This is a genomic window from Halomonas sp. B23F22_3 (assembly GCF_043496965.1).
GTDB lineage: Bacteria > Pseudomonadota > Gammaproteobacteria > Pseudomonadales > Halomonadaceae > Halomonas.
Genome location: NZ_JBIEKG010000005.1, coordinates 197,035 through 219,923 on the forward strand (window position 1 = coordinate 197,035; position 22,889 = coordinate 219,923).

The 22,889-nt window shown below is 70.2% G+C and carries 18 protein-coding genes; 5 read left to right on the forward strand and 13 right to left on the reverse strand.

Translation table 11 applies throughout. The annotated features are described in order from the left end of the window. Positions 1-41 precede the first annotated feature (41 nt). The gene (locus ACGTNG_RS12950; RefSeq protein WP_394577473.1) at positions 42-2,123 is read left to right on the forward strand and encodes a TonB-dependent siderophore receptor; all 2,082 of its coding nucleotides are present in this window, start codon (positions 42-44) and stop codon (positions 2,121-2,123) included. Between the two features lie 245 nt (positions 2,124-2,368). Here the strand turns inward: ACGTNG_RS12950 and ACGTNG_RS12955 are convergent, their stop codons facing one another. Both ACGTNG_RS12955 and ACGTNG_RS12960 read right to left on the reverse strand, forming a co-directional pair. Then, entirely contained in the window at positions 2,369-4,561 is a 2,193-nt protein-coding gene (locus ACGTNG_RS12955; protein WP_394577474.1) for a TonB-dependent siderophore receptor, read from the reverse strand. Positions 4,562-4,733: 172 nt separating this feature from the next. Further along, positions 4,734-6,533: an ABC transporter ATP-binding protein gene (locus ACGTNG_RS12960; RefSeq protein WP_394577475.1), complete on the reverse strand. Its 1,800-nt coding sequence runs from the start codon at positions 6,531-6,533 to the stop codon at positions 4,734-4,736. A gap of 148 nt (positions 6,534-6,681) precedes the next feature. Here ACGTNG_RS12960 and ACGTNG_RS12965 point away from each other — a divergent pair, with 148 nt between their 5' ends. From ACGTNG_RS12965 to fhuB, 3 genes are read left to right on the forward strand one after another with little or no spacing between them, the layout of a single operon-like run. Next, entirely contained in the window at positions 6,682-7,449 is a 768-nt protein-coding gene (locus ACGTNG_RS12965; RefSeq protein WP_394577476.1) for an ATP-binding cassette domain-containing protein, read from the forward strand. Positions 7,450-7,477: 28 nt separating this feature from the next. Further along, a complete protein-coding gene (locus ACGTNG_RS12970) occupies positions 7,478-8,362 on the forward strand; it encodes an iron-siderophore ABC transporter substrate-binding protein (RefSeq protein WP_394577478.1) in 885 nt (294 codons plus the stop codon). After that, entirely contained in the window at positions 8,352-10,376 is a 2,025-nt protein-coding gene (gene fhuB, locus ACGTNG_RS12975) for a Fe(3+)-hydroxamate ABC transporter permease FhuB (protein WP_394577479.1), read from the forward strand. The genes ACGTNG_RS12970 and fhuB overlap by 11 nt, the downstream gene beginning before the upstream one ends. A gap of 108 nt (positions 10,377-10,484) precedes the next feature. On the opposite strand, the gene ACGTNG_RS12980 is transcribed toward fhuB, so the two are convergent. The 3 genes from ACGTNG_RS12980 to ACGTNG_RS12990 all read right to left on the reverse strand — a co-directional run bounded on the left by ACGTNG_RS12980 (position 10,485) and on the right by ACGTNG_RS12990 (position 13,063). Then, positions 10,485-11,096, reverse strand: coding sequence for a superoxide dismutase (locus ACGTNG_RS12980; RefSeq protein WP_394577480.1), 612 nt, complete (start codon positions 11,094-11,096; stop codon positions 10,485-10,487). 291 nt (positions 11,097-11,387) lie between these two features. Continuing rightward, entirely contained in the window at positions 11,388-12,314 is a 927-nt protein-coding gene (locus tag ACGTNG_RS12985; RefSeq protein ID WP_394577481.1) for an electron transfer flavoprotein subunit alpha/FixB family protein, read from the reverse strand. Beyond that, a complete protein-coding gene (locus ACGTNG_RS12990; protein ID WP_394577482.1) occupies positions 12,311-13,063 on the reverse strand; it encodes an electron transfer flavoprotein subunit beta/FixA family protein in 753 nt (250 codons plus the stop codon). Before ACGTNG_RS12990 ends, ACGTNG_RS12985 begins: the two co-directional genes overlap by 4 nt. Before the next feature lie 393 nt (positions 13,064-13,456). Between ACGTNG_RS12990 and ACGTNG_RS12995 the strand changes: the two genes are divergently transcribed. Next, the gene (locus ACGTNG_RS12995; protein ID WP_394797198.1) at positions 13,457-15,115 is read left to right on the forward strand and encodes an electron transfer flavoprotein-ubiquinone oxidoreductase; all 1,659 of its coding nucleotides are present in this window, start codon (positions 13,457-13,459) and stop codon (positions 15,113-15,115) included. A gap of 97 nt (positions 15,116-15,212) precedes the next feature. Here ACGTNG_RS12995 and ACGTNG_RS13000 read toward each other — a convergent pair whose 3' ends face one another. The 8 genes from ACGTNG_RS13000 to mltG all read right to left on the reverse strand — a co-directional run bounded on the left by ACGTNG_RS13000 (position 15,213) and on the right by mltG (position 22,880). Beyond that, complete coding sequence (locus tag ACGTNG_RS13000) at positions 15,213-16,043, reverse strand: sulfurtransferase (protein WP_394577483.1); 831 nt, start codon at positions 16,041-16,043, stop codon at positions 15,213-15,215. After that, positions 16,040-18,316, reverse strand: coding sequence for an ATP-dependent helicase (locus ACGTNG_RS13005; RefSeq protein WP_394577484.1), 2,277 nt, complete (start codon positions 18,314-18,316; stop codon positions 16,040-16,042). The genes ACGTNG_RS13000 and ACGTNG_RS13005 overlap by 4 nt, the downstream gene beginning before the upstream one ends. Continuing rightward, complete coding sequence (locus ACGTNG_RS13010; RefSeq protein WP_394577485.1) at positions 18,313-18,882, reverse strand: DUF1285 domain-containing protein; 570 nt, start codon at positions 18,880-18,882, stop codon at positions 18,313-18,315. The genes ACGTNG_RS13005 and ACGTNG_RS13010 overlap by 4 nt, the downstream gene beginning before the upstream one ends. 30 nt (positions 18,883-18,912) lie before the next feature. Further along, positions 18,913-19,758: a TatD family hydrolase gene (locus ACGTNG_RS13015; protein ID WP_394577486.1), complete on the reverse strand. Its 846-nt coding sequence runs from the start codon at positions 19,756-19,758 to the stop codon at positions 18,913-18,915. A 68-nt stretch (positions 19,759-19,826) separates the two neighbouring features. Continuing rightward, positions 19,827-20,162, reverse strand: a complete 336-nt coding sequence (locus ACGTNG_RS13020) for a PilZ domain-containing protein (RefSeq protein WP_108446859.1) — start codon at positions 20,160-20,162, stop codon at positions 19,827-19,829. A gap of 48 nt (positions 20,163-20,210) precedes the next feature. Continuing rightward, on the reverse strand, positions 20,211-21,206 hold the full coding sequence (locus ACGTNG_RS13025; protein WP_394797199.1) for a DNA polymerase III subunit delta': 996 nt from the start codon (positions 21,204-21,206) through the stop codon (positions 20,211-20,213). After that, the gene (tmk, locus tag ACGTNG_RS13030) at positions 21,203-21,856 is read right to left on the reverse strand and encodes a dTMP kinase (protein WP_394577487.1); all 654 of its coding nucleotides are present in this window, start codon (positions 21,854-21,856) and stop codon (positions 21,203-21,205) included. The genes ACGTNG_RS13025 and tmk overlap by 4 nt, the downstream gene beginning before the upstream one ends. A 19-nt stretch (positions 21,857-21,875) precedes the next feature. Continuing rightward, entirely contained in the window at positions 21,876-22,880 is a 1,005-nt protein-coding gene (mltG, locus tag ACGTNG_RS13035) for an endolytic transglycosylase MltG (RefSeq protein WP_394577488.1), read from the reverse strand. Positions 22,881-22,889 lie beyond the last annotated feature (9 nt).

Here is a 22,889-nt window from a genome sequence, read left to right on the forward strand (position 1 = left end):
TCATTAACTAAAGCCATACGATCTCAGAAAGGATATTCTGCATGTCGACTCCACGTCCGCTGGCGCTGGCGGTGTCACTCGCCGCCGCCGGCATCGCCCTGGCGGCCCACGCCGAAGAGGCCGAACGGCTCTCCACCCTGACCGTCACCGCCCAGGCGGCGACCAAGACCGAGACACCCTTCAACGAGACCCCCCAGTCGATCTCGGTCGTCGAGAACGAGGAGTGGGAGGCCCGGGGCGCCGAGACCGTACAGCGCGCCGCCGACTACACGCCGGGCGTCTACACCAACCAGGTCGGTGCTTCCAACCGTTACGACTACCTGGTGCTGCGCGGCTTCACCGACGGCAGCGTCAGCAATACCTTCCTCGATGGCCTCAAGGTGATGAGCGACGGCGGCTCCTTCAGCTCGCTGGTCATCGATCCCTGGTTCCTCGAGCGGATCGAGGTGGTCAAGGGCCCGGCGTCGGTGCTCTACGGCCGGGCCTCTCCCGGCGGCCTGGTGGCCCAGACCAGCAAGCGCCCCGAGTTCGAGCGCAGCGGCGAGCTGCGCCTCGGCGGCGGCAACAACGCCCAGCGCAGCGCCGCCTTCGACCTGACCGGGCCGTTGGACGACAAGCGTCGCGTCGCCTTCCGCCTGACCGGCCTGGCGCGGGCCGCCGACACCCAGTTCGGCCCGGTAGAGGAGGAACGCTATGCCTTCGCTCCCCAGCTGAGCTGGGACGTCACCGACGCCACCAGCCTCACCCTGCACGCCTACCTGCACAAGGACCCGGAAGGCGGCTATCACTCGGGGCTGCCCTTCGCGGGCACGGCGGTCGATCATGCCGGGCGTCGCGTCTCCAATACCTTCTTCGAGGGCGAGGAGGACTTCGACGCGTTCGAGCGCGAGCAGACCATGCTGGGCTACGAGCTGGAGCATCGCTTCAACGACGCCCTGACCGGCCGCCAGACGCTGCGCTTCACCGAATCCGACGTCGAGCTCGAGCAGGTCTATGCCTTCGGCTGGGCCAACGACAGCGAACTCAACCGCTACTACTCCAGCGGCGACGAGTCGCTCGAGGCCCTGGCGCTGGACAACCAGCTCGAGGCCCGCCTCACCACCGGCGCCGCAGAGCACACCCTGCTGGCCGGCGTCGATTACCAGCAGCGCGACAACGACGTGCTCTGGGGCTCCGGGGCCTTTCCCGCCATCGATGCCTTCGCCCCCGAGTACGGGGCCGAGCCCAGCGCCTTCTATCCGGATGTGCGCAAGAAGAGGGAGCTCGAGCAGACCGGCGTCTACCTCCAGGACCAGCTCGCCCTCGGCCACTGGCGGTTGAACCTGGGTGGGCGCCACGACTGGGTGACGATCAGCAACACCGACCGCGACAGCGGCATCGAGAGCGCCCTCGACGATACCCAGTTCAGCGGCCGCGCCGGCGCCCTCTACCTGTTCGACAACGGCATCGCCCCCTACGCCACCTACACCACCTCGTTCAGCCCGAATTCCGCCGTCGACCGGAACGGCGACCTGATCGCGCCCTCCCAGGGCGAGCAGGTGGAGACGGGCCTGAAGTACCAGCCGCCGGGCACCCGGGACCGCTACAGCCTGGCGCTCTTCCATATCACCCAGGAGAACCTGGCCACCAAGCGCGCCAGCGAGTCCTTCTTCCGCGCCACCGGCGAGATCGAGTCCCAAGGCGTCGAGCTGGAGGCCCATACCCAGCTGACCGACAACCTGCGCCTGCAGGCCGGCTACAGCTACACCGACGTCACCCTCGAGGCGACCGGCGACGACAACGAGGGCAACACCGACAACTGGGTGCCGCGCCACCAGGCCTCGCTGTGGGGGCAGTACGCCTTCCAGAAGGGCGCGCTCGCCGGCCTGGAGGCGGGGCTCGGGGTGCGCTACTACGCCGACATCTACGCCGACGAGGCCAATACCGAGAAGGTCCCCGACTACACGCTGGTCGATGCCACCCTGGGTTACGACCTGGCGAAGGCGGGCCTCGAGGGCGTCTCCGCGCGGCTCAACGTCAGCAACCTGCTCGACGAGGAGTACGTCGCCGGCTGCAGCGACCTCGACTTCTGCTACTTCGGCGCCGAGCGCAGCGTGAAGGCGACGCTCAGCTACGCCTTCTGATCCTCGACGCCCGCCTGGTCACGGTTTCCGGCAGCCCTCGGGCTGCCGGTGTTTTCATGCCCGACAAGCCCTGGCATACGGAAGAGCCTCGGCGAACGCCCCTCGAGAACCTGGGCAGGTCCGATGGGTGAGACCTAAACGATCGCTCCAACGAGCACGGCTGCGCCGATCCCTCCCTCAGAAACGACAAGGGCCCACCCCGTCGCCGGAATGGGCCCAGGTTGGCCTGGTTGAGAATCGCTGCCTCAGTAGGTCCAGGTCAGGTTGGCCATGACGTGGCGCGGAGCACCGTAGAAGCCCTGATCCCACTTCAGGCTGGTCAGGTACGTCTCGTCGGTGACGTTGTTGACGTTGAGCGAGCCGGTGAGATTGTCGCTGAAGTCGTAGCTGGCCATCAGGTCGACCAGCGCATAGGCGTCCTGGCGGGTCTTGCCGTCGTCGAAGTCACGCTCGCGCTCGATATCGTCCTGCCAGCGCAGCCGGGCGCCGACCTTGAGCGCGGCCAGGGCGGCCGGCCGGTAACTGGTGGTGGCGCGCACCAGGTGGCGCGGGATATAGGTGTTGGTGGTCTCGCCCTCGGCGTCCTCGACCTCCAGGTAGGTGTAGCCGGCACTGGCCTGCCAGCCCGGCGCCAGCTCGCCGGCGAGGGTCACCTCGACGCCTTCGCTGGTGATGCCGTCGGCCGCCTTGTAGGCCTCGCGCCCGTTCACCCGACCGTCCGGCTGGGCCACGTTGTCCTGCTCGGTGCGAAACAGGGCCAGGGCGGCGTCGGCGCCGCCGTCGAAGACATCGGCCTTCAGCCCCAGCTCATAGCTGGCCCCCTCGATCGGGTCGAGATACTGGCCGCTGCGGTCCATTTCGGTCTGCGGATTGAAGATCTCGGTATAGCTGGCGTAGAGCGAGGCCCGGTCGGTCAGGTCGTAGATCAAGCCGGCATAGGGCGTCAGCTCGTTGTCGAGGCTGGTGTCCTGGGAGCTGCCGTACTGCTCGCCCACGGTATCCAGCCAGCTCACCCGGGCGCCGGTGACCAGCGTCCAGCGATCCGCCAGGTCCAGCTTGCCGGCCCCGTAGACGCTGCGCTCCTTGACGGTGGCATCGCCCACGGTGGATGGGAACGCCGCCCAGGCATCGGGCTCGGGGTAGTCGCCGTTCCAGTCGTCCAGCGGCGGCAGTCCCTGGCCGCCCGCATCGAAGCTCGCCGTGGGGTAGCGCGACGTCTGCTGGTTGCGGCTCTGGCTCCAGTCCGTGCCCAGCACCAGCTGATGGCGACGCCCGAACGCCTCGACGTCGCCCTTGGCGTGAACGTCGGCGATCCACTGCTCGAGGTGGCGGTCGTACTGGCTGAGGGTCAGCTGGTCGTCGGTGATGCCGCCGGTGTCGGCATTCGGTGTGCCGTAGAGATAGAACAGCTGGGTATCGGAGACCATGTCCAGATGCGTCAGCGTGCCCTTGAGCGACCAGTCATCGGAGAGTCGCTGGCTCAGTTCGACGAAGCTGCGCTGCGTCTCCACGTCCCAGTAGGACCAGTCCGGCGCCGAGGTGGTCGAGACGACGTAGTCTGTGGGGTTGCCGGCCGCGTCGTAGAGCGGCAGCGCCCCCCACATGTTGCCGTCGCTATCGTTCTGCTGCCAGGTGTGCCCCAGCGCCAGCTGGGTGCTGTCCGTCAGGTCCGCTTCCAGTACGCCGTAGAGCAGGCCGCGCTCACGGTGCAGCCGATCCAGGTAGGCGTCGCCGTCCTGCCCCACGGCGACCAGGCGGCCGCGCACCCGACCCTCGTCGTCGAGGGGGCCTGAGACGTCGAGTTCCAGGCGACGATGATCCCAGCTGCCGAGGGTGGTCGACACCGAGGCCTGGGGCGTGGCGGTGGGCCGCTTGCGGATGAGGTTGACGGTGGCCGCCGGGTTGCCCGAACCGGACATCAGCCCGGTGGCTCCGCGCACCACCTCGATGCGGTCATAGAGGGCGGTATCCATGTCGCCGTGGACGTTGTTGTAGGGCATCGGCACCCGCAGCCCGTCGACCTGGAAGTTCGAGATCTCGAAGCCGCGCGAGGTGTAGTAGGTCCGGTCGGTCTCCAGCCGCTCTACCGTGACGCCCGGCGTGCTCTCCAGGACGTCGTTGATGGCGTCGAGGCGGAAATCCTCGATCTGGGCGCGGGTCACCGTGGAGACGGCCTGCGGTGTCTCGCGAGGCGTCAGGTCGAGCCGTGTCGCGGTGCCGGTCTGGGCCACCCGATAGTCGTCGGCGCCCTCGGTGACGAGCGACAGCGCCTCGGCCTCGACGGTGACCGTCTCGAGCGTCGTGGCGGGCTCGGCCGTCTGGGCCAGCAGGGCGGGCGAGCCCAGCATGAGGCTGCCGAGGGTGGCGAGTCCGAGGGCGCGGCGCACGGCCGCGGCGAGGGGATCGACCCCGACGCGGTGAGAAGCGGATGGGAACATGGGGAAGCAAGCCTCTGGGTCTTATGCACGGGAACGCGCATGATAATGACTCGCATTAATAACAACAACCCGAGCGGGAACTTCTTCTTATGGGGCGAGTCATGCGCCGGCCGGTCGACATGGCGGCGGCGGCCCTCCGGCCGCCGCCTGGTAGAACATCAAGAGGCTAGCGTCAGTCCAGCGTCGGGGTCGCCGCCTCGACCTCACCGGTCTGCACCCGCCACTGGGCGGCGTAGCGGCCCTCCCGGGCGAGCAGTTCGGCGTGGCTGCCCCGCTCGACCACGCGCCCGGCCTCGACGACGGCAATCTCGTCGGCATGCACGATGGTCGAGAGCCGGTGGGCGATCATGATCACGGTGCGGCCATGGCCGATGCGCGTGAGCGAGCGCTGGATGGCCGCCTCGGTCTCGTTGTCCACGGCACTGGTGGCCTCGTCCAACACCAACACCGGCGGGTCCTTGAGCAGCGCCCGGGCCAGCGACAGGCGCTGGCGCTGGCCGCCGGAGAGGCGCACGCCGCGCTCCCCCACCGCGGTATCGAGCCCCTGGGGCAGCGCCTCAATGAAGTCCCAGGCCTCGGCGGTACGCGCCGCCGCGACGATCTCGTCCTCGGGGGCGTCCGGCTTGCCGTAGGCGATGTTGTCGCGCACCGAGCCCTCGAACAGGTAGACGTCCTGGCTGACCAGCCCGATGGCGCCGCGCAGCGAGGCCAGGGAGACCTCGCGGATCGGCTGGTCGTCGATCAGCACCCGTCCCGCGGCCGGGTCATGGAAGCGCAGCAGCAGCTTGATCAGCGTCGACTTGCCGGAGCCGGTGGCCCCGACCAGGGCCAGGGTGTGCCCCGCCGGCACCGCCAGGTCGATGCCCTGGACCCCGGCGCCCCCTTCGTACCGGAAGCTCACGTCCTCGAAGCGCACCGCACCGCGAACCGGCGCGACCAGCGCCCCGCTGGCCTCGTCGCGCACCCGCATGGGCGTGGCCAGAAGGTCGAGGATGCGCCTCGTGCTGGCCATGGCCCGCTCGAAGAGATCGATCACCTGGGCCAGGCCGGTGAGCGGCCAGAGCAGCCGCTGGGTGAGGAACACCAGCACGCCGTAGGCGCCCACGTTGAGCTCGCCGGAGAGCGCCATCATGCCACCCACGGTGAAGGTCGCCAGGAAGCCGGCGAGGATCGCCATGCGGATCACCGGGATGAAGGCCGAGCTCAAGCGAATCGCCCGTCGATTGGCCTCCACGTAGGCCTCGCTGGCGGCCCTGAGACGCTCGGCCTCGCGGGCCTCGGCGGTGAAGCTCTTGATGGTGGCGATGCCGGCCAGGTTGTTGGCCAGGCGACTCGAGAGCTCACCCACCCGCTCGCGAACATCGGCATAGAGCGGCCCGGCCTGGCGCTGGAAATAGAAGGCGCCCCAGATGATCAGCGGGATCGGCGTGAAGGCCAGCAGGGCGATCAGCGGCGAGAGCACGAAGAACACCGCGCCCACCGCCACCACAGTGACGCCGACCTGGATCATGGCGTTGGCGCCGCCGTCGAGGAAGCGCTCGAGCTGGTTGACGTCGTCGTTCATGGTCGCGACCAGCTGCCCCGAGCTCCTCGACTCGAAGAAGCCCATGTCCAGGCGCTGAGCGTGCTCGTAGGCGTCCTGCCGCAGGTCGGCCTGCAGGCGCTGGGCCAAGTTGCGCCACAGGACCTGGAAGAGGTATTCGAACAGCGACTCGCCGGCCCAGATGAAGAAGGTCAGCGCGCCCAGCACCAGGATCTGCTGCTCGGCGGTGGTGAAGCCCAGCCCGGCGACGAAGCTCTCCTCCTGATTGACAACCACGTCGATGGCCACGCCGATGAGGATCTCCGGGGCGATATCGAAGAGCTTGTTGAGGATCGAGCAGAGCGTGGCGGCGATGATGCGACGCCGATAGCCACGGGCATAGCGCAACAGGCGCCCCAGGGCCTGGAAGCTGGAAGCGGTGGAAGACATCGAGAGGATCCTTGCAAACGGGAGGCCAAGCCTACGCCATGACGGCGTGTGAACCAACCAATAGCATTGATAAGTATTATTATTTGAATTACGCTTTGCGCAAACTCTCACCGCCCCCAGGGGCGGCCTGCCGCGAGCGGAGCCTCCCATGATCGAAACGCGCGCCGCCTCCTTCGAGGTCAACGGCCAGTGCCTGCTCGAGCCCCTCGACCTGGCCTTCGCGGAGGGCCGGATCCACGGCCTGATCGGCCACAACGGCTCGGGCAAGTCAACCCTGCTCAAGCTGCTGGCCCGCCAGCAGGCCGCCAGCCGGGGCGAGCTCAGGCTGGACGGCAAGCCGCTAACGAGCTGGGGCCATCGCGCCTTCGCGCGGCGGGTCGCCTACCTGCCCCAGCACCTGCCCGCCGCCGACAACCTCACGGGCCGCGAGCTGGTGAGCTTCGGCCGCTACCCCTGGCGCGGCCTGCTGGGCCGTCATGGACGCGACGACGAGGCGGCCATCGACCGGGCCCTGGCGCTGACTCATACCGCGCCCTTCGCCGACCGCCAGGTGGATACCCTCTCCGGCGGTGAGCGCCAGCGCGTCTGGCTGGCCATGCTGCTCGCCCAGGGCAGCCGTTTCCTGCTGCTCGACGAGCCCCTGGCGGCGCTGGACGTCGCCCACCAGGTGGAGGTGCTGGCCCTCACCCGCCGGCTGTGCCGGGAGCTGGGCCTCGGCGTGATCATCGTGCTTCACGACATCAACATGGCGTCGCGCTACTGCGACCGCCTGGTGGCCCTGCACGGCGGCCGGCTGCTGGCCAAGGGCACGCCCGAGGAGATGATGAACGGCGACACCCTGCAGGCCATCTACGGCATCCCCATGCACGTCATGGCCCACCCCTGTGGCGAGCACCGCGTCGCCATCGCCCACTGATCGGCCTCATCCGCCCCTGGAGCTCGCCGTGTTTCTCGGATCGCCCCGCCTGCGCTGGCTCGTCGTCCTGCTGACCGCGCTCGTGGCCGCCTCGGCCGTCGCCGCCTCGGCCGCGACCGGCCCGCCGCGCCTCGCCACCCTCGACTGGACGCTGGCCGAGACGCTGGTCGCGCTCGGCGCGCCCCCTGCCGCCGTCGCCCAGGTCGAGGCCTACCATGCCTGGGTGGGCGAGCCCGCCCTGCCTGCCTCGACGAGCGACCTGGGGCTGCGCAGCCAGCCCAACCTCGAGCGGCTGGCGAGCCTGGCGCCGGAGCGCATCCTGATCTCACCGATGTTCGCCAACCTGACGCCGCGTCTCGAGCGCATCGCCCCGGTCGCGTCCCTGCCACTCTATCGCCCCGGGCGCGACACCTGGACGGAGATGCGCGAACTGACCCGCGTACTCGGCGAGATGATCGAGCGCCCCGCGGCGGCCACTCGCCTGATCGAGGAGACCGAGGCCCGGCTCGAGGCCCTGCGCCGGCGCCTCGGCGACACGCCCCCGCCGCTGCTGGTCGTGCAGTTCATGGATCGCCGCCACGTGCGGGTCTTCGGCGACAACGGACTCTACCAGGCGGTGCTCGATCGGCTGGGGCTCGACAACGCCTGGACCGGCTCCACCAACGCCTGGGGCTTCTCGCTGGTGGGCATCGAGGCGCTGGCCGGCCTCGACGCCCGCCTGGTCGTGGTGGAGCCCTACCCCGCCGGGGTCCGCGAGCGCCTGGACGACGGCGGCCTCTGGGGCCACCTGGTCGAGGCGAGCCGTGGGACGCCCATCGTGCTGCCGCCGATCTGGAGCTTCGGCGCCCTGCCCTCGGCCGAGCGTTTCGCCGAACAGCTGGTGAACGCCCTGGAGTCCGACGATGCCGCCTGACGCCCTCGCCTCCCGACGTCCCTGGCGCCCCCTGCTGACCCCGGGGCGCCTCTGCCTGCCGCTGGCCCTCGGCGTGCTGGTCCTCGCCCTTGGCCACCTGCTCGACGGCCCCGGCCTGGGGGCGGGACTGGCGGCGATGATTGATCCCGCGGCGGCGGCCGAGGCCGCCACGAGCCTGGTGCTGCACTACGCCTGGTGGCCGCGACTCGCCATGGCGCTGCTCGCAGGCGGCGGCCTGGCGCTCGCCGGGGTGCTGATGCAGCAGGTGCTGCGCAACCCGCTGGCCGCGCCCACCACCCTGGGCGTGGCCAGCGGCGCCAACCTGGCGCTGATGGCCGCCTCGCTGATGGCCCCGGGCCTGCTGGGGCTGGGGCGAGAGTGGGTAGCGCTGGCCGGCGGCGGCCTGGCCATGGGCCTGGTGTTCGCCCTGGCCTGGCGACGCGGCCTGGCGCCGGTCGTGGTGGTACTCGGCGGGCTGGTGGTCAACCTCTACTTCGGGGCGCTCTCCATGGTGCTGCTGCTCTTCCATCAGGAGGAGCTCAAGGGGCTGCTGATCTGGGGGGCCGGGTCGCTGGCCCAGAACGGCTGGCAGGACGTCGCCTTCCTGGCGCCGCGCCTGGCGATCGGCGGCCTGCTCGCCTGGCTGCTGCTGCGCCCCCTGGCGGTCCTCGCCCTCGACGAGGCGGGTGCTCGTAGCCTCGGCGTCTCGCTCAAGCATCTGCGCCTCGCCGGCCTGGGACTCGCGGTCTTTCTCACCGGCTGCGTGGTCAGCGTCGTGGGCATCGTCGGCTTCATCGGCCTGGCCGCGCCGAACATCGTGCGCCTGGCCGGCGCACGGCGCCTGGGGACTCGACTGCTATGGTCGACACTGCTCGGCGCGCTGCTGCTGGCCGCCACCGACCTGGCGCTGCAGCACGTCTCGGGCCACCTGCCGACCCTGATTCCCACCGGTGCCACCACCGCGGCGCTGGGCGCGCCGCTGCTGCTGTGGCTGATTCCGCGACTGCGCCTCACCGGCGAGACGCCCCCGCGCGAGGCCCGGGTCCTGGGCCGGCGACATCCGGCGCCCGGGCGGCTGGCCGGTGGGCTCGCCATCGCCATGCTGGGCGTGGGCATGGTAGCGGTGCTGGCCGGTCAGGGGCCCGACGGCTGGCGGTGGGCCTCGCCCACCGACTGGACGCTGCTGCAGTGGCGCGCCCCCCGGGCACTGGCCGCCGCCGGCTGCGGGATCATGCTCGCCATCGCCGGCACCCTGATCCAGCGCCTGACCGCCAACCCCATGGCCAGCCCCGAGGTGCTGGGCATCAGCGGCGGCAGCGCCATCGCCCTGATGGGCGCCATCTTCCTGCTGCCCGCCCCCGGCAACCTGACCCTGGTAGCCGCCGGCACCCTGGGGGCGCTGGCCAGCCTGGCGGTGCTGGTGGGACTCAACCGCGCCAGCGGCTTCCAGCCGGAACGGCTGCTGCTGACCGGCGTGGCGATCACCGCGCTGTTCGAGGCGGTCAAGGGCGTGGTGCTCGCCGGGGGCGACCCCCGCGGCCAGCAGGTCATCGCCTGGCTCTCCGGCTCCACCTACTACGTCGACCCGACCAGCGCCCTGGTGGTGGCCGCCGCGTCCCTGCTGCTGGCCCTGGTCGCCGCGCCGCTGGCCCGCTGGCTGGACATCCTGCCGATCGGCGGTGCCACCGCCACGGCCCTGGGGCTGCCCCTGGCGCGCTCGCGACTGGTGCTGCTGCTGATGGTGGCGCTGCTTACCGCCGGGGCCACCCTGGTGGTGGGGCCGCTCTCCTTCGTCGGCCTGCTGGCACCCCACATGGCGCGCCTGCTGGGCTTCACCCGGGCCCGGGTGCACCTGGCCGGGGCGGCGCTGACCGGCGCCCTGCTGATGGTGCTGGCCGATGGCCTGGGTCGCCAGCTGCTGTTCCCCGAGGAGATCCCCGCGGGGCTCGTCGCCTCGCTGCTCGGCGGCGCCTACTTCATGTGGGGGCTGCAGGCCGCACCCGCGCGGCGCTGAGGACACCGACGCCGCAACGAAGAGAGCCGCGCCTCATGAAGGCGCGGCTCTCGCTCGGATCCAGCCGGCCAGACTGGTGACTCGCTCAGCCTGTCTCGGCTGACGAGCCTAGCCGGTGGCGTTCTGGTAGCGACGCTCGACGTCTGACCAGTCGATAACGTTGAAGAAGGCCGCCACGTAGTCCGGACGCTTGTTCTGGTACTTCAGGTAGTAGGCGTGCTCCCAGACGTCCAGGCCCAGCACGGGCCAGCGGCCCTCCATGATCGGGCTGTCCTGGTTGAGGGTGTTCTCAACCTTAAGAGTGCCCTCGGGCGTGACGCTCAGCCAGGCCCAGCCGCTGCCGAAGCGGCCCAGCGCCGCCTTGGTGAAGGCCTCCTTGAAGGCGTCGAAGCCGCCCAGTTCGCTCTCGATGGCCTCGGCGACCTGGCCCTTTGGCTGGCCACCGCCGTCGGGCGACATCATCTGCCAGAACATGGAGTGGTTGGCGTGCCCCCCGCCGTTGTTGATCACGGCCTGGCGATGGCTGTCCGGAACGTGGTCGAGGTTAGCGATCAGCTCCTCGACGTGCACTTCCTCAAGGCCGGTGCCCTCGAGGGCGGCGTTGAGGTTGTTGACGTAGGTCTGATGGTGACGGGAGTGGTGAATCTCCATGGTCAGCGCATCGACGTACGGCTCCAGGGCGTCGTAGGCATAGGGAAGATCAGGAAGGGTATGCGGCATGATGCTTCCTCCTTGCGGGTGTCCGTGGGGCCCTCGCCCCGATTCACCCCCAAGAATGGCAGAGAAGCACACTTGTTGCTAATAGTTCTCGTTATCTCTTTTATAGAGGACGTTAATCAAGGAGCTGCTACCGGATAGTGTCGACATACGACAAGGCCGGCCCACAGGGGGCCGGCCTTGATGGGACGAGCGAAGTCGTTTTATAGCTTCTGCTCGAACTCCGGCAGGACGTCGAACGGGTCGCCCACCAGGCCGGTGACGGTCGAGAGCGCGACCTGGAAGCGATCTTCCCTACAGCTTCTGCTCGAGCTCCGGCAGGACGTCGAACAGGTCGCCGACCAGGCCGTAATCGGCGACCTGGAAGATCGGCGCCTCCTCGTCCTTGTTGATGGCGACGATCACCTTGGAGTCCTTCATGCCCGCCAGGTGCTGGATGGCCCCGCTGATGCCCACGGCGATATAGAGCTCCGGGGCGACGATCTTGCCGGTCTGGCCGACCTGCATGTCGTTGGGCACGAAGCCGGCGTCCACCGCGGCGCGTGAGGCGCCGATGGCCGCGCCGAGCTTGTCGGCGATGCCGTCGAGCAGCTTGAAGTTCTCGCCGTTGCCCATGCCGCGCCCGCCGGAGACGACCACCTTGGCCGCGCCCAGCTCGGGGCGGTCGCTCTGCGCCAGCTCCTCGCCGACGAAGCTGGACTGGGCGTTGTCGGCCACGAAGTCCACCGCTTCGATGGCGGCGCTGCCACCCTCGGCGACCGCGTCGAAGGCGGTGGCACGCACGGTGATCACCTTCAGGGCGTCGTCGCTCTGCACGGTGGCGATGGCGTTGCCGGCGTAGATCGGCCGTTTGAAGGTGTCGGCGCTCTCCACCGCGATGATCTCGGAGAGCTGCGCCACGTCCTTCAGCGCGGCGAGGCGCGGCAGCACGTTCTTGCCGGTGGTGGAGCCCACCGCCAGCACATGGCTGTAGTCGTCGGCGAGCTCGGCCAGCAGCGCGCCCATGGGCTCGGCGAGCTGATGGGCGTAGGCGGCGTGGTCGGCCACGCGCACGCGGCTGACGCCGTCGAGCTGGGCGGCGGCCTCGGCGATGGCGCCGACGTTCTCGCCGGCCACCAGCACGTCGATGTCGCCACCGATCTGCTGGGCCGCGGCGACCACGTGGGCGGTAGCGCCGGCCAGGGCGCCGTCATGGTGTTCGGCCAGGACGAGAATGCTCATGAGATCACCTTGGCTTCGTTCTTGAGTTTGTCCACGAGCTCATCCACGGAGCCCACCTTGACGCCGCCCTGGCGCTCGGCCGGCGGCTCGACCTTGACCAGCTTGACCTTCGAGGCCACCTCGATGCCGAGATCCGCCGGGGTCTTGACGTCCATCGGCTTCTTCTTGGCCTTCATGATGTCGGGCAGCTTGGCGTAGCGCGGCTCGTTCAGGCGCAGGTCGGTGGTGACGATGGCCGGCAGGGTCAGCGACACCGTCTGCAGGCCGCCGTCGACCTCGCGGGTCACCTTGGCGGTGTCGTTCTCGATGACCACCTCGGAGGCGAAGGTGCCCTGGGGCAGCCCGGTCAGCGCCGCCAGCATCTGGCCGGTCTGGTTGTTGTCGGTGTCGATGGCCTGCTTGCCGAGGATCACCAGTCCCGGCTGCTCTTCCTCGACGATCTTGGCCAGCGCCTTGGCCGCGCCCAGCGACTCGACGCGCTCATCGGTCTCGACGTGCACGGCACGATCGGCACCCAGCGCCAGCGCGGTACGCAGCTGCTCCTGGGCGGCCTTGGGGCCGACGGTGGCCACGATGACCTCGGTGGCGACGCCCTTCTCCTTCAGGCGCACGGCCTCTTCCACGGCGATTTCGCAGAAGGGGTTCATGGCCATCTTGACGTTGGTGAGGTCGACGTCGGAGTTATCCGGCTTGACCCGGATCTTGACGTTGTAGTCGATGACGCGTTTGACCGCGACGAGTACCTTCATAGTGTCCTCGCTTGGTTCACTCTGGGAACCTGGTGATGGAAGAAGCGGCCTCGACCACCCGAACGAGCGGGCGGGACACACGCCTCCTTGGAACCGGCTGGCATACCCTTATGCGTTTCATGCAAGCGTTTGATAGGCGCTGCAGCGAAAAACGCCCCCAATGTGCCATGGCCGGTCCGGATCAACAATCCCCGGCCGTGCAGGGCCACGCCGGGTACCCTTGCGCCCTGCACCATCGCAGGGGGTGACCCTTTGCCGCTATTATGCCTATCATGAGACATGGCTAGAAGCAAACGACCGTTTTAAATCCTATCGACGTTGGTCGCATCCGGTGGCCGCGTCCTCGGGACAGCAAGGAGAGTGCAGGTGGAAGAACAAGTCGAACGCGATTCCATGGACTTCGATGTGGTCATCGTTGGTGCCGGGCCCTCGGGGCTCTCGGCGGCATCTCGCCTGATGCAGCAGGCGAACGAGGCCGGCCAGGAGCTGACGGTGTGCGTGGTGGAGAAGGGCTCCGAGGTGGGCGCCCACATCCTCTCCGGGGCCGTCTTCGAGCCCCGCGCCCTCAACGAGCTGTTCCCCGACTGGGAAGAGCGCGGCGCGCCGCTGACCACCCCCGCGACTCGTGACGAGCTCTATCTGCTCAAGGATGCCGAGAAGGCCCAGAAGCTGCCCAACGCCCTGGTGCCCAAGACCATGCACAACACCGGCGGCCAGAACCATGATAAAGAGTCGACCCGCTACGTGATCAGCGCCGGCAACCTGTGCCGCTGGCTCGGTGAGCAGGCCGAGGCACTGGGCGTGGAGATCTTCCCGGGCTTCGCCGCCCAGGAGGTGATCCAGGACGAGGACGGCACCGTGCGCGGCATCCTGATCGGCGACATGGGCGTGGGCGCCGACGGCCAGCCCAAGGACGGCCACATGCCGGGCATGGAGCTGCGCGCCAAGTACACCCTGTTCGCCGAGGGCGCCCGCGGCCACCTGGGCAAGCGGCTGATCCGCGACTTCGAGCTCGATGCGGGCAAGGATCCCCAGCACTATGGCATCGGCCTGAAGGAGCTGTGGGACATCCCCGCCGAGCAGCACGAGCCCGGGCTGGTGCTGCATGGTTCCGGCTGGCCGCTGGACAAGCAGACCCACGGCGGCTGGTTCCTCTATCACGCCGAGAACCAGCAGGTGGTGGTCGGCCTGATCATGGACCTCTCCTACCAGAATCCCTGGCTGTCGCCGTTCGACGAGTTCCAGCGCATGAAGCACCACCCGGTGCTCAAGCAGCACCTGGAAGGCGGCAAGCGGGTCGCCTACGGCGCCCGGGCCATCGCCAAGGGCGGCCTCAACTGTCTGCCCAAGATGACCTTCCCCGGAGGTCTCTTGATCGGCTGCGACGCCGGCACCCTCAACTTCGCCAAGATCAAGGGCCTGCACACCGCCATGAAATCCGGCCTGGTGGCGGCCGAGGCGGTCTTCGAGGCCCTGAAACAGGGCGACGAGGGCGGACGCGAGCTCACCACCTTCACCGAGAAGTGGGAGGCGAGCTGGGCCTATCAGGAGCTCAAGGAGAGCGCCAGCTTCGGGCCGGCGATCCACAAGTACGGCACCGTCGGCGGCGGCGCCTACAACTTCCTCGACCAGCTGCTCGGCGGCAAGCTGCCCAACGTCCACGACACCACGCCGGACCACGCCACCCTGAAGCCGGCGGCCGAGTGCGAGAAGATCGACTACCCGAAGCCCGACGGCAAGCTCTCCTTCGACAAGCCTTCCTCGGTGTTCCTGTCGAACACCAACCATGAGGAGGACCAGCCCTGTCACCTGAAGCTGGCCGATCCGGAGCTGCCGATCCGCGACAACCTGCCCACCTATGCCGAGCCCGCGAGCCGCTACTGCCCGGCCGGCGTCTACGAGGTGGTCGAGGCCGACGACGGCACGCCCAAGTTCCAGATCAACTTCCAGAACTGCGTGCACTGCAAGACCTGCGACATCAAGGACCCCGCCCAGAACATCACCTGGGTGGCACCGGAGGGCGGTGGTGGACCGAACTACCCGAATATGTAACGCACCGCCCCGATAGCACGACCCCAATGAAGCGGCCCCGCCATGGCGGGGCCGCTTTACGTTCTATGTGAGGTTCCGATCGCATACCCGAGTCGACTCAGTCGCCGATGGCGATGGGGCGCTCGGGATCACGGATCCACTCGCTCCAGGAGCCGACATAGAGCCGCGGCAGCGCTCGCCCGGCCACGGCGTAGGCCAGCACGTTATGGCAGGCGGTGACCCCCGAACCGCAGTAGGCGATCAAGGCGTCGGCCTCGGGCAGCTCGCGGGCCAGCGCGTCGGCGCGCTTGAAATGGCCGCTGGCGTCGAGGTTATCGGCACTGGGGCGGCACACCGCGCCGGGAATGTGGCCGGCCACCGGGTCCACGGGCTCGGCCTCGCCGCGAAAGCGCTCGCGGCTGCGGGCGTCGACCTTCAGCGCGCTGGCGCCGGCGACCTCGTCGACCGCGACGAGGGCCGCGTCGCGATAGGCAGGCCGCCAGTCCGACGGCGCCGGCGCGGCGTCCGGGTCACCGTCCTCCAGCAGCTCGCTCCCCGCCGCCAGCCAGGCCTTGAGTCCGCCGTCGAGCAGGCGCACGTCGGGATGCCCCGCCCAGCAGGCGAGCATCCACCAGGCGCGCGCCGCCGCCAGCTGTCCGCCCATGTCGTCATAGACCACCACCGGTTGCTCCGCCGTGATACCCAGGCGCTGCAGCACCGCGGTGAAGGCCTCGGGGTCGGGCAGCGGATGCCGACCGCCCTCTCCCGGCGCGGCGGCCAGGTCGCGATCGAGATCGACATGCAGACTGCCCGGCAGGTGGGCCTCGACCCACAGCCGGCGACCGGCATCGGGCTCGCCCAGCCGCGCGCGGCAGTCCAGCAGGCGAGGCGGATGGGGCCCCTCGAGGGCATCAACCAGGGTGGCGGCCGAGATCAGCGGCCCGTTCATGCGTCGACTCCGTCCAGCAGTTCGATGGGGGCCCGGCAGGCGATCAGGCGGCGCCGGCCGGCCGTGCGGAAGCGTACCTCGATCACCGGGTTGTCGGGATCGCCCTCGACCACGTCGATCTGGCCCTCGCCGAAGACCGCATGGCGCAGGGCCTGGCCGACCCGGAACTGGCCCGGGGCGACGCGGCCCGGCTCCGGCGCGGCGGGCCGCGCCCTGGCCACCGGCAGCGAGTGGCCCAGCGCCGCCAGGTAGCGGCCGACGAGCGCGGGGTCGGCGACCTCCAGCGGGGCGCCCGGCTCGGCGGCCTCGCTTTCTGGCGCCTCACGCTCGACCGGCCTCCCGGCGCCGTGATCGACCTCGGCCAGTCGGCGGGCGACCCGCTCACCGTCCTGCCAGGCGGATTCGCCGATGAAGCGGCTGGGGCGGTGCTCGCCGCCGTCGTGGAGCAGCACCAGGCGCTCCCTGGCCCGGGTGATGGCGACGTAGAAGAGTCGCCGCTCCTCCTCCAGCCGCCCCGGGGTCAGCGGGTTATCGCGGGTGTAGTGGGGGAAGTCCTCCTCGTTGGTGCCGGCCAGCAGCACCAGCGGCCACTCGAGCCCCTTGGCCCCGTGCACGGTTGTGATCAGGACGCCGTCCTGGCGGTTCTCGACCGGGCGGCACAGCAGCTCGATGAAGGCGGCGGTGTCGTTGCCGAGCTCCCGGGCCTGCTCGACCAGCACGTCGAGCAGGCGCACGTCCTCCTCCCCCTTGTCGCGCCGCGCGGCGGCGCGCTTCAGGACCTTCTCGGCCTCCACCGCCTCGAGCACGTGGTCGAGCAGGCGTGCCGGCGGCCAGGCCGAGCGGCGCGGCAGCTCGCAGAGCAGCGACCAGCGCCGCTTCAGGGTGCGCCGCTGGTGGGGCTTGAGCCCCTCCAGCAGGGGATCGTGACGCTCAGGCCAGCGCTGGGTCTCGGCCAGCCGGGTGGCCAGGGCGGCGATCCGCTCCCGGGCGACGAAGGAGGTGGGCTGGGCCAGCAGCAGCGAAAGGTGCCCCGGATCCTGGAGCAGTCGGGGCTCCAGCGCCAAACGCAGGTAGCCGGCCAGGGCCTCCACCAGCGGCAGGCGAAAGACGAAGCGATCCTCCCGGGCCAGCCGGAACGGGATGCCCTCGCGCAGCAGCGCCAGCTGCAGCGGCACCGAGAGCGCCCAGCTGCGCACCAGCAGGCAGGCCTCGTCGAGGCCCCGTCCCTGGCGATGCCAGGCGCCGAGCTCGTCGAGCAGCGCCCGGCCGCCCTGCCCCACCGCGAGCCCGGTGTGGGGATTGTCGGGGGCGGCCAGGCACAGCTGGTCGGGGCGCCGGCGGTTGGCGGCGATGGCGTGGTTGGCGGTCAGCGCCAGGGCGTGGCCGTGGCGGAAGGTGGTGGAGAGCGGGTAGTCGTGCGCCGCGCCGAAGGTGGCGGTGAAGTTCTCCAGCATGGTGTCGGGGTGGGCGCCGCGCCACTCGTAGATGCACTGGTTGGCATCGCCCACCGCCATCACCTCGGCCTCGCGGCCGGCGAGCAGCGCCAGCAGGCGCTGCTGGGCGGTATTGATGTCCTGGTACTCGTCGATGACCACGTGATCGAGGAAGCCCTGGACCCGGCGGCGCAGCGCGGCGTCCGCCTCCAGCGCCAGCAGCGGCCGGTAGAGCAGGTCGGCGAAGGTCATCAGCCCCTGCTCGGCCAGCAGCCGCTCGGCATGCTCGAAGGCGGCCACGAAGTGGCCGGTCTCCTCGCCGAAGTCGAGTCGCGCATGCAGCTCGGCGGGCGAGGCCATCTCGGCCTTCACCAGCCCGCAGAAGTGCGCCAGCGCCTCGAGACGCTCGGCGTCCAGCGCCGTCTCCCGGGCCTCGGGCTCCTCGGCGAGCGCCGCCAGGGTCGCCTGACGCAGCAGCCGCTCGAGCTGCCAGTCGGCGGTGAGCAGCTGACGCGGGGCCAGCACGCCCCAGCGGGTCAGGCTGGCGGTGAGCCGATGGCCCAGCGAGTGGAAGGTGCGCACGTCGGGCAGCGCCTGGCCGGCCGGCGCCATGGCCGCGAGCCGCGCCTGGAAGTCCTCCCGGGCCGAGCGGTTGAACATCAGCACGAGTATCCGCCCCGGCGGCACGCCGCGCGCCAGCAGGTGCAGCACCCGGGCCACCATGGTGGTGGTCTTGCCGGCCCCGGCCACGGCCGCGACCCGGGCGTGCCCCCGCGCGTGGGAGACCACCGCCCGCTGCTCGGCGGTCAGCGACGGGGAAGAGGCGCCGCGCTCGCTCATGGGCCGTCGCCGTCCCGGCGCTCGTCCGCCTCGAGTCGACCGAGCGGCTGCCAGGTCCCGCCGCTGGTCAGTCCCAGCTCGAGGGCGCCCTCCTTGCCCTCCCGGGTCTCGGCCTGCTCCACCAGCCGATAGTAGACGTTGCGCCCCAGGCGGGCCGCGAGGCCGAAGCGGATCGGCACCTCGGGGATCGTCTCCCCGGCCGGCGTCTCGCTGAGGGTCAGTCGGCATTCATCGTCGAGGCGCACGCGGTCGCCGACATTGGTGGTGAGCCACCAGTCGCCCGCCTCGAGCTCGGCATCGACGATCAGGAAGGGACGATCCTCGACGCGGATGCGCTGCATCTCGGCCGGCGTGACCAGCCAGTAGTCGCCCTCGGCCTCGCGGCGCAGGATGGTCGACAGCAGGCGCACCAGGCGCGGCCGGGCGATGGCCGTGCCCTCGTGGAGCCAGCGTCCGTCGGCGGCGATGGTGAGGTCCATCTCGCCGCGCTGCGCGGGGTGCCAGCGATCCACGGGGGGAATCTCGCCGTGGGGCTCGATCTGAGCCAGCAGGGGATCGAGGGTCATGGCAACGGCCTCTGTCGGTGGCGTCTCGGCCTAGACCAGCCCGGCGCGGGACAGGGCGTCGCGGACGCCCGCCGGGGCCTCGGGGGCCGCCGCGCGGAACAGGTGGTAGAAGTTGGCGGTGGTCTGGGCGGCGAGCTCCTCGAGGCTGATGCCCCGCGCCTCGGCGATGCACTCGGCGACCTCGACCACCCAGGCCGGCTCGTTGGGCTTGCCGCGGTGCGGCACCGGGGCCAGGTAGGGGCTGTCGGTCTCGATCAGCAGCCGGTCCAGCGGCACGCGTCGGGCCACCTCGCGCAGCGACTCGGCGTTGCGGAAGGTAACGATACCGGAGAGCGAGATGTAGAAGCCGTGGCGCACGGCCTCCCGGGCCATGTCCAGATCCTCGGTGAAGCAGTGCAGCACCCCGCCCACCGCCGGGTCGACGTGCTCACGGATCAGCGCCAGGGTGTCCTCGCGGGCCTCGCGGGTATGGATGACCACCGGCAGCTCGAGCTCGCGGGCAGCGATCAGCTGGCGACGGAAACGCTCGAGCTGCACCTCCCGGGAGGGCACCGCGTCGGGGGACTTGTCGAGGTAGTGGTAGTCCAGCCCGCACTCGCCGATGGCCACGGCGCCGAAGCGCTCGGCCGACTCGATGATCGCGGCCACGTCGGGCTCCGCCTCGAGCGACTGCAGGGGGTGGATGCCGGCCGAGATCACCACGTCGTCATGGGCGCGACTGATCTCGGCCAGGGCCGGCACGTCCTCCAGGGTCACGGCGATGGCCAGGAACTGGCGCACGTCACGGGCGCGGGCGGCCTCGAGGGCGGCGGCGAGGTCGCCATCGTGGCTGGCGGGATCGAGGCGATCGAGGTGGCAGTGGGAGTCGACGAACATGCAGGGGAATTCCGGAATCGCAGAGTGGGTTCAGAAGCGTGAAGGCCGGCGCGCGGCCGGGCCCGTCCTCAGAGGGTGTAGGTCGGGGCGCCCTTGTCCAGCTGGCCGGCCAGCAGGGTCTCGATGCGGTCGCGCACGGCCTGGTCGTCGGGGCTGAAGTGGATGCCGATGCCGGGGACCCGGCGGCCGGCCACGCCCTCGGGCGAGACCCACACCACCTGGCCGGTGACCGGCACTCGCTCCTCGTCGCCGGGCAGCATGAGCAGCAGGAAGACCTCCTGGCCCAGCGCATAGCGCTCGCGGGTGGGCACGAAGATGCCACCGCGCTCGAGCACCGGCATGTAGGCCGAGAGCAGGGTCGGGACATCCTGGATGGTCAGCGAAAGCGCCTTCTGTGCGGCCATGGTATCTCCCTTTGCGATGCGTCGGCGGATCCAGGGCGCCGCGGCGTGTCAGGAACGCAGCAGCGTGGACCAGCGTACCAGCCAGGCCTCGAGGGTCAGCTGGGGGTTGGGGTTGCCGCCCTCGGCCAGCAGGCGCCGCTGCTCGCGGGCATAGTCCAGCAGGCGGAACCAGTCGCGTACACGACCATTCTTGACCGCCTGGCGGTAGAGCACCAGCAGATCGGGGTTGCGCAGCTCGGCGGTATCGCCCGAGAGCCCCAGACAAATCAGGTCCTCGAGCCAGATGATACCGTACCACAGGATGGCATCGATGGACTGACGATCCAGGCGGGCTGCCTCGGCGACCGGCTCGCCACCGCGCATCAGCGCGTCGAAGGTCTCGACCAGCTGCTGGCGCAACGCCCGGGCGCTGGGCTCGGCGAGCTCCAGGGCGCGCAGCGGCAGTCCGCCCGCGGCCCGAAACCAGAAGCGGGCCTCCTCCTCGCCGCCCAGCTGCTCGGTCAGCCAGGGCCGACAGTCGTCTTCGGCCGGCACGGGCAGGCTCCAGTGCTGGCAGCGCGAGCGGATGGTCGGCAGCAGTCGCGAGGGGATGTCGGAGAGCAGCACGAAGAGGGTGCGCCCGCCCGGCTCCTCGAGGCTCTTGAGCAGCGCGTTGGAAGCCGCCACGTTCATCGCCTCGGCCGGGGCGATGGTGATCACCCGATAGCCGCCCTGCTGGGCGGTCTGGGCGACGAAGGCGTTGACCTCGCGCACCGGGCCGATGCGGATCAGCCGTTTGCCCTCCTCCGGCGCCACCCGCAGCAGGTCGGGATGGTAGCCCGAGGCCAGCATGTGGCAGGCGTGGCAGCGGCCGCAGGCGGTCTCGCCGGGCGAGGCGCAGAGGGTGCGGGCGACCAGCGCCTCGGCCAGCGATTGCTTGCCGATGCCGTGACCGCCCGAGATCAGCAGGGCGTGGGGCAGTCGCCCGGCATCGGCCAGTTGAACGAGCTCGCGCCAGCGCGTCATCAGCCAGGGCAGCGGGCGCGGCACCTCGACGGGGCTCATCGCCATGCGCCCATCCGCGCGTCCAGGCGGGCCAACAGCTCGGCCTTGACCTCGTCTAGCCCGGCCCCGGCATCGATCACCACCACCCGCTCGGGGGCGGCCTCGGCACGCGCGAGGTAGGCGCGACGCACCGCCTCGAAGAAGTCGTCGCGCTCGCGCTCGAAGCGGTCGCGCTCCTCGCCCTGCCCCGCGAGGCGACCGTCGAGTCGCCGCTGGGCGGCGTCCATGGACATGTCCAGCAGCAGCGTGAGATCGGGCTCGAGGCCCTGCTGAACGAAGGCCTCGAGCTCGGCGATGCGCGCGGCGTCGATGCCGCGCCCGCCGCCCTGGTAGGCGTAGGTGGCGTCGGTGAAGCGGTCACAGACCACCCAGGCACCGCGCGCGAGGGCCGGCTCGACCACCCGCGCCAGGTGCTGGGCACGGGCGGCGAAGACCAGCAGCAGTTCGGCATCCGGGTCGAGGGGCTCCTCCTCGACCGGATCCAGCAGCAGCCGGCGAATGTCTTCCGCCCGGGGGGTGCCCCCCGGCTCGCGAGTCGCCACCACCTCGTGCCCGCGGGCCCGAAGATGCTCGACCACCAGGGCGAGGTTGGTGGACTTGCCCACGCCCTCGCAGCCTTCCAGGGTGATGAATCGTCCGCGCTCGGTCATGTTCGATGCCGCTCCATGGTCAGCGATTGCGGATATACCGGTTCACCGCGTTGTTGTGCTCGCGCAGGGTGCGCGAGAAGTGGTGGGTGCCATCCCCGCGCGCGACGAAGTAGAGCGTCTCGCCCTCGGCCGGATGTACCGCCGCCTCGAGGGCGTCGCGTCCCGGCAGGGCGATCGGCGTCGGCGGCAGCCCGTCGATCACATAGGTATTGTAGGGGGTCGGCTCGCGCAGGTCGGCCCGGGTGATGTTGCCCGCATAGCGCTCGCCCATGCCATAGATCACGGTGGGGTCGGTCTGCAGGCGCATGCCCCGCTCCAGGCGGCGCTTGAACACGCCGGCGATCTCGGGCCTTTCCTCGGGCGCACCGGTCTCGCGCTCGATCAGCGAGGCCATGATCAGCGCCTGATAGGCACTCTCGAGCGGCAGGTCCTCATCGCGCGCTTCCCAGACGCTCTCAAGGGTCGTCTCCATGCGCTCGAGGGCCTGACGCAGGATCTCCAGGTCACTGAGCCCCTTGTGATAGCGATAGGTATCGGGGAAGAACCAGCCCTCGGGGTGGCGCTGCTCCCGGTCGAGCAGCGCCATCACCTCGCCGTCACTGAGCCCCGCGGTGCGGTGTTCGAGCTTGGGCGCCTCGTCGAGGGCCTCGCGCATCTGGCCGAAGGTCCAGCCCTCGGGAATGGTCAGCGAGTAGGTGACGACCTCGTGGCTCCCCAGCAGCGCCAGCAGCTCGCGTCCGCTCATCCCGGGCTCGAGGCGATACTCGCCGGGGCGCAGGTCGGGCAGGCTCTCGGGCTCCAGGCGCGCCAGCAGGCGAAAGGCCCAGATCTTCTCGAGGATACCGCGCTCGGCCAGCTCGCCAATCACGCGATGGTAGCCGGCGCCGGCCGGCACCTCGTAGAGCGTCGACGCCTCGAGGGCGATGGGCGCCTCGAGGCGCGACTGCCAGTAACGGTGGCCGGCGAGTAGCGCCAGGGCCGCCAGCACGGCCAGCACCAGCAGGATCTTCAGCAGACGCAGCATGCGTGTCCT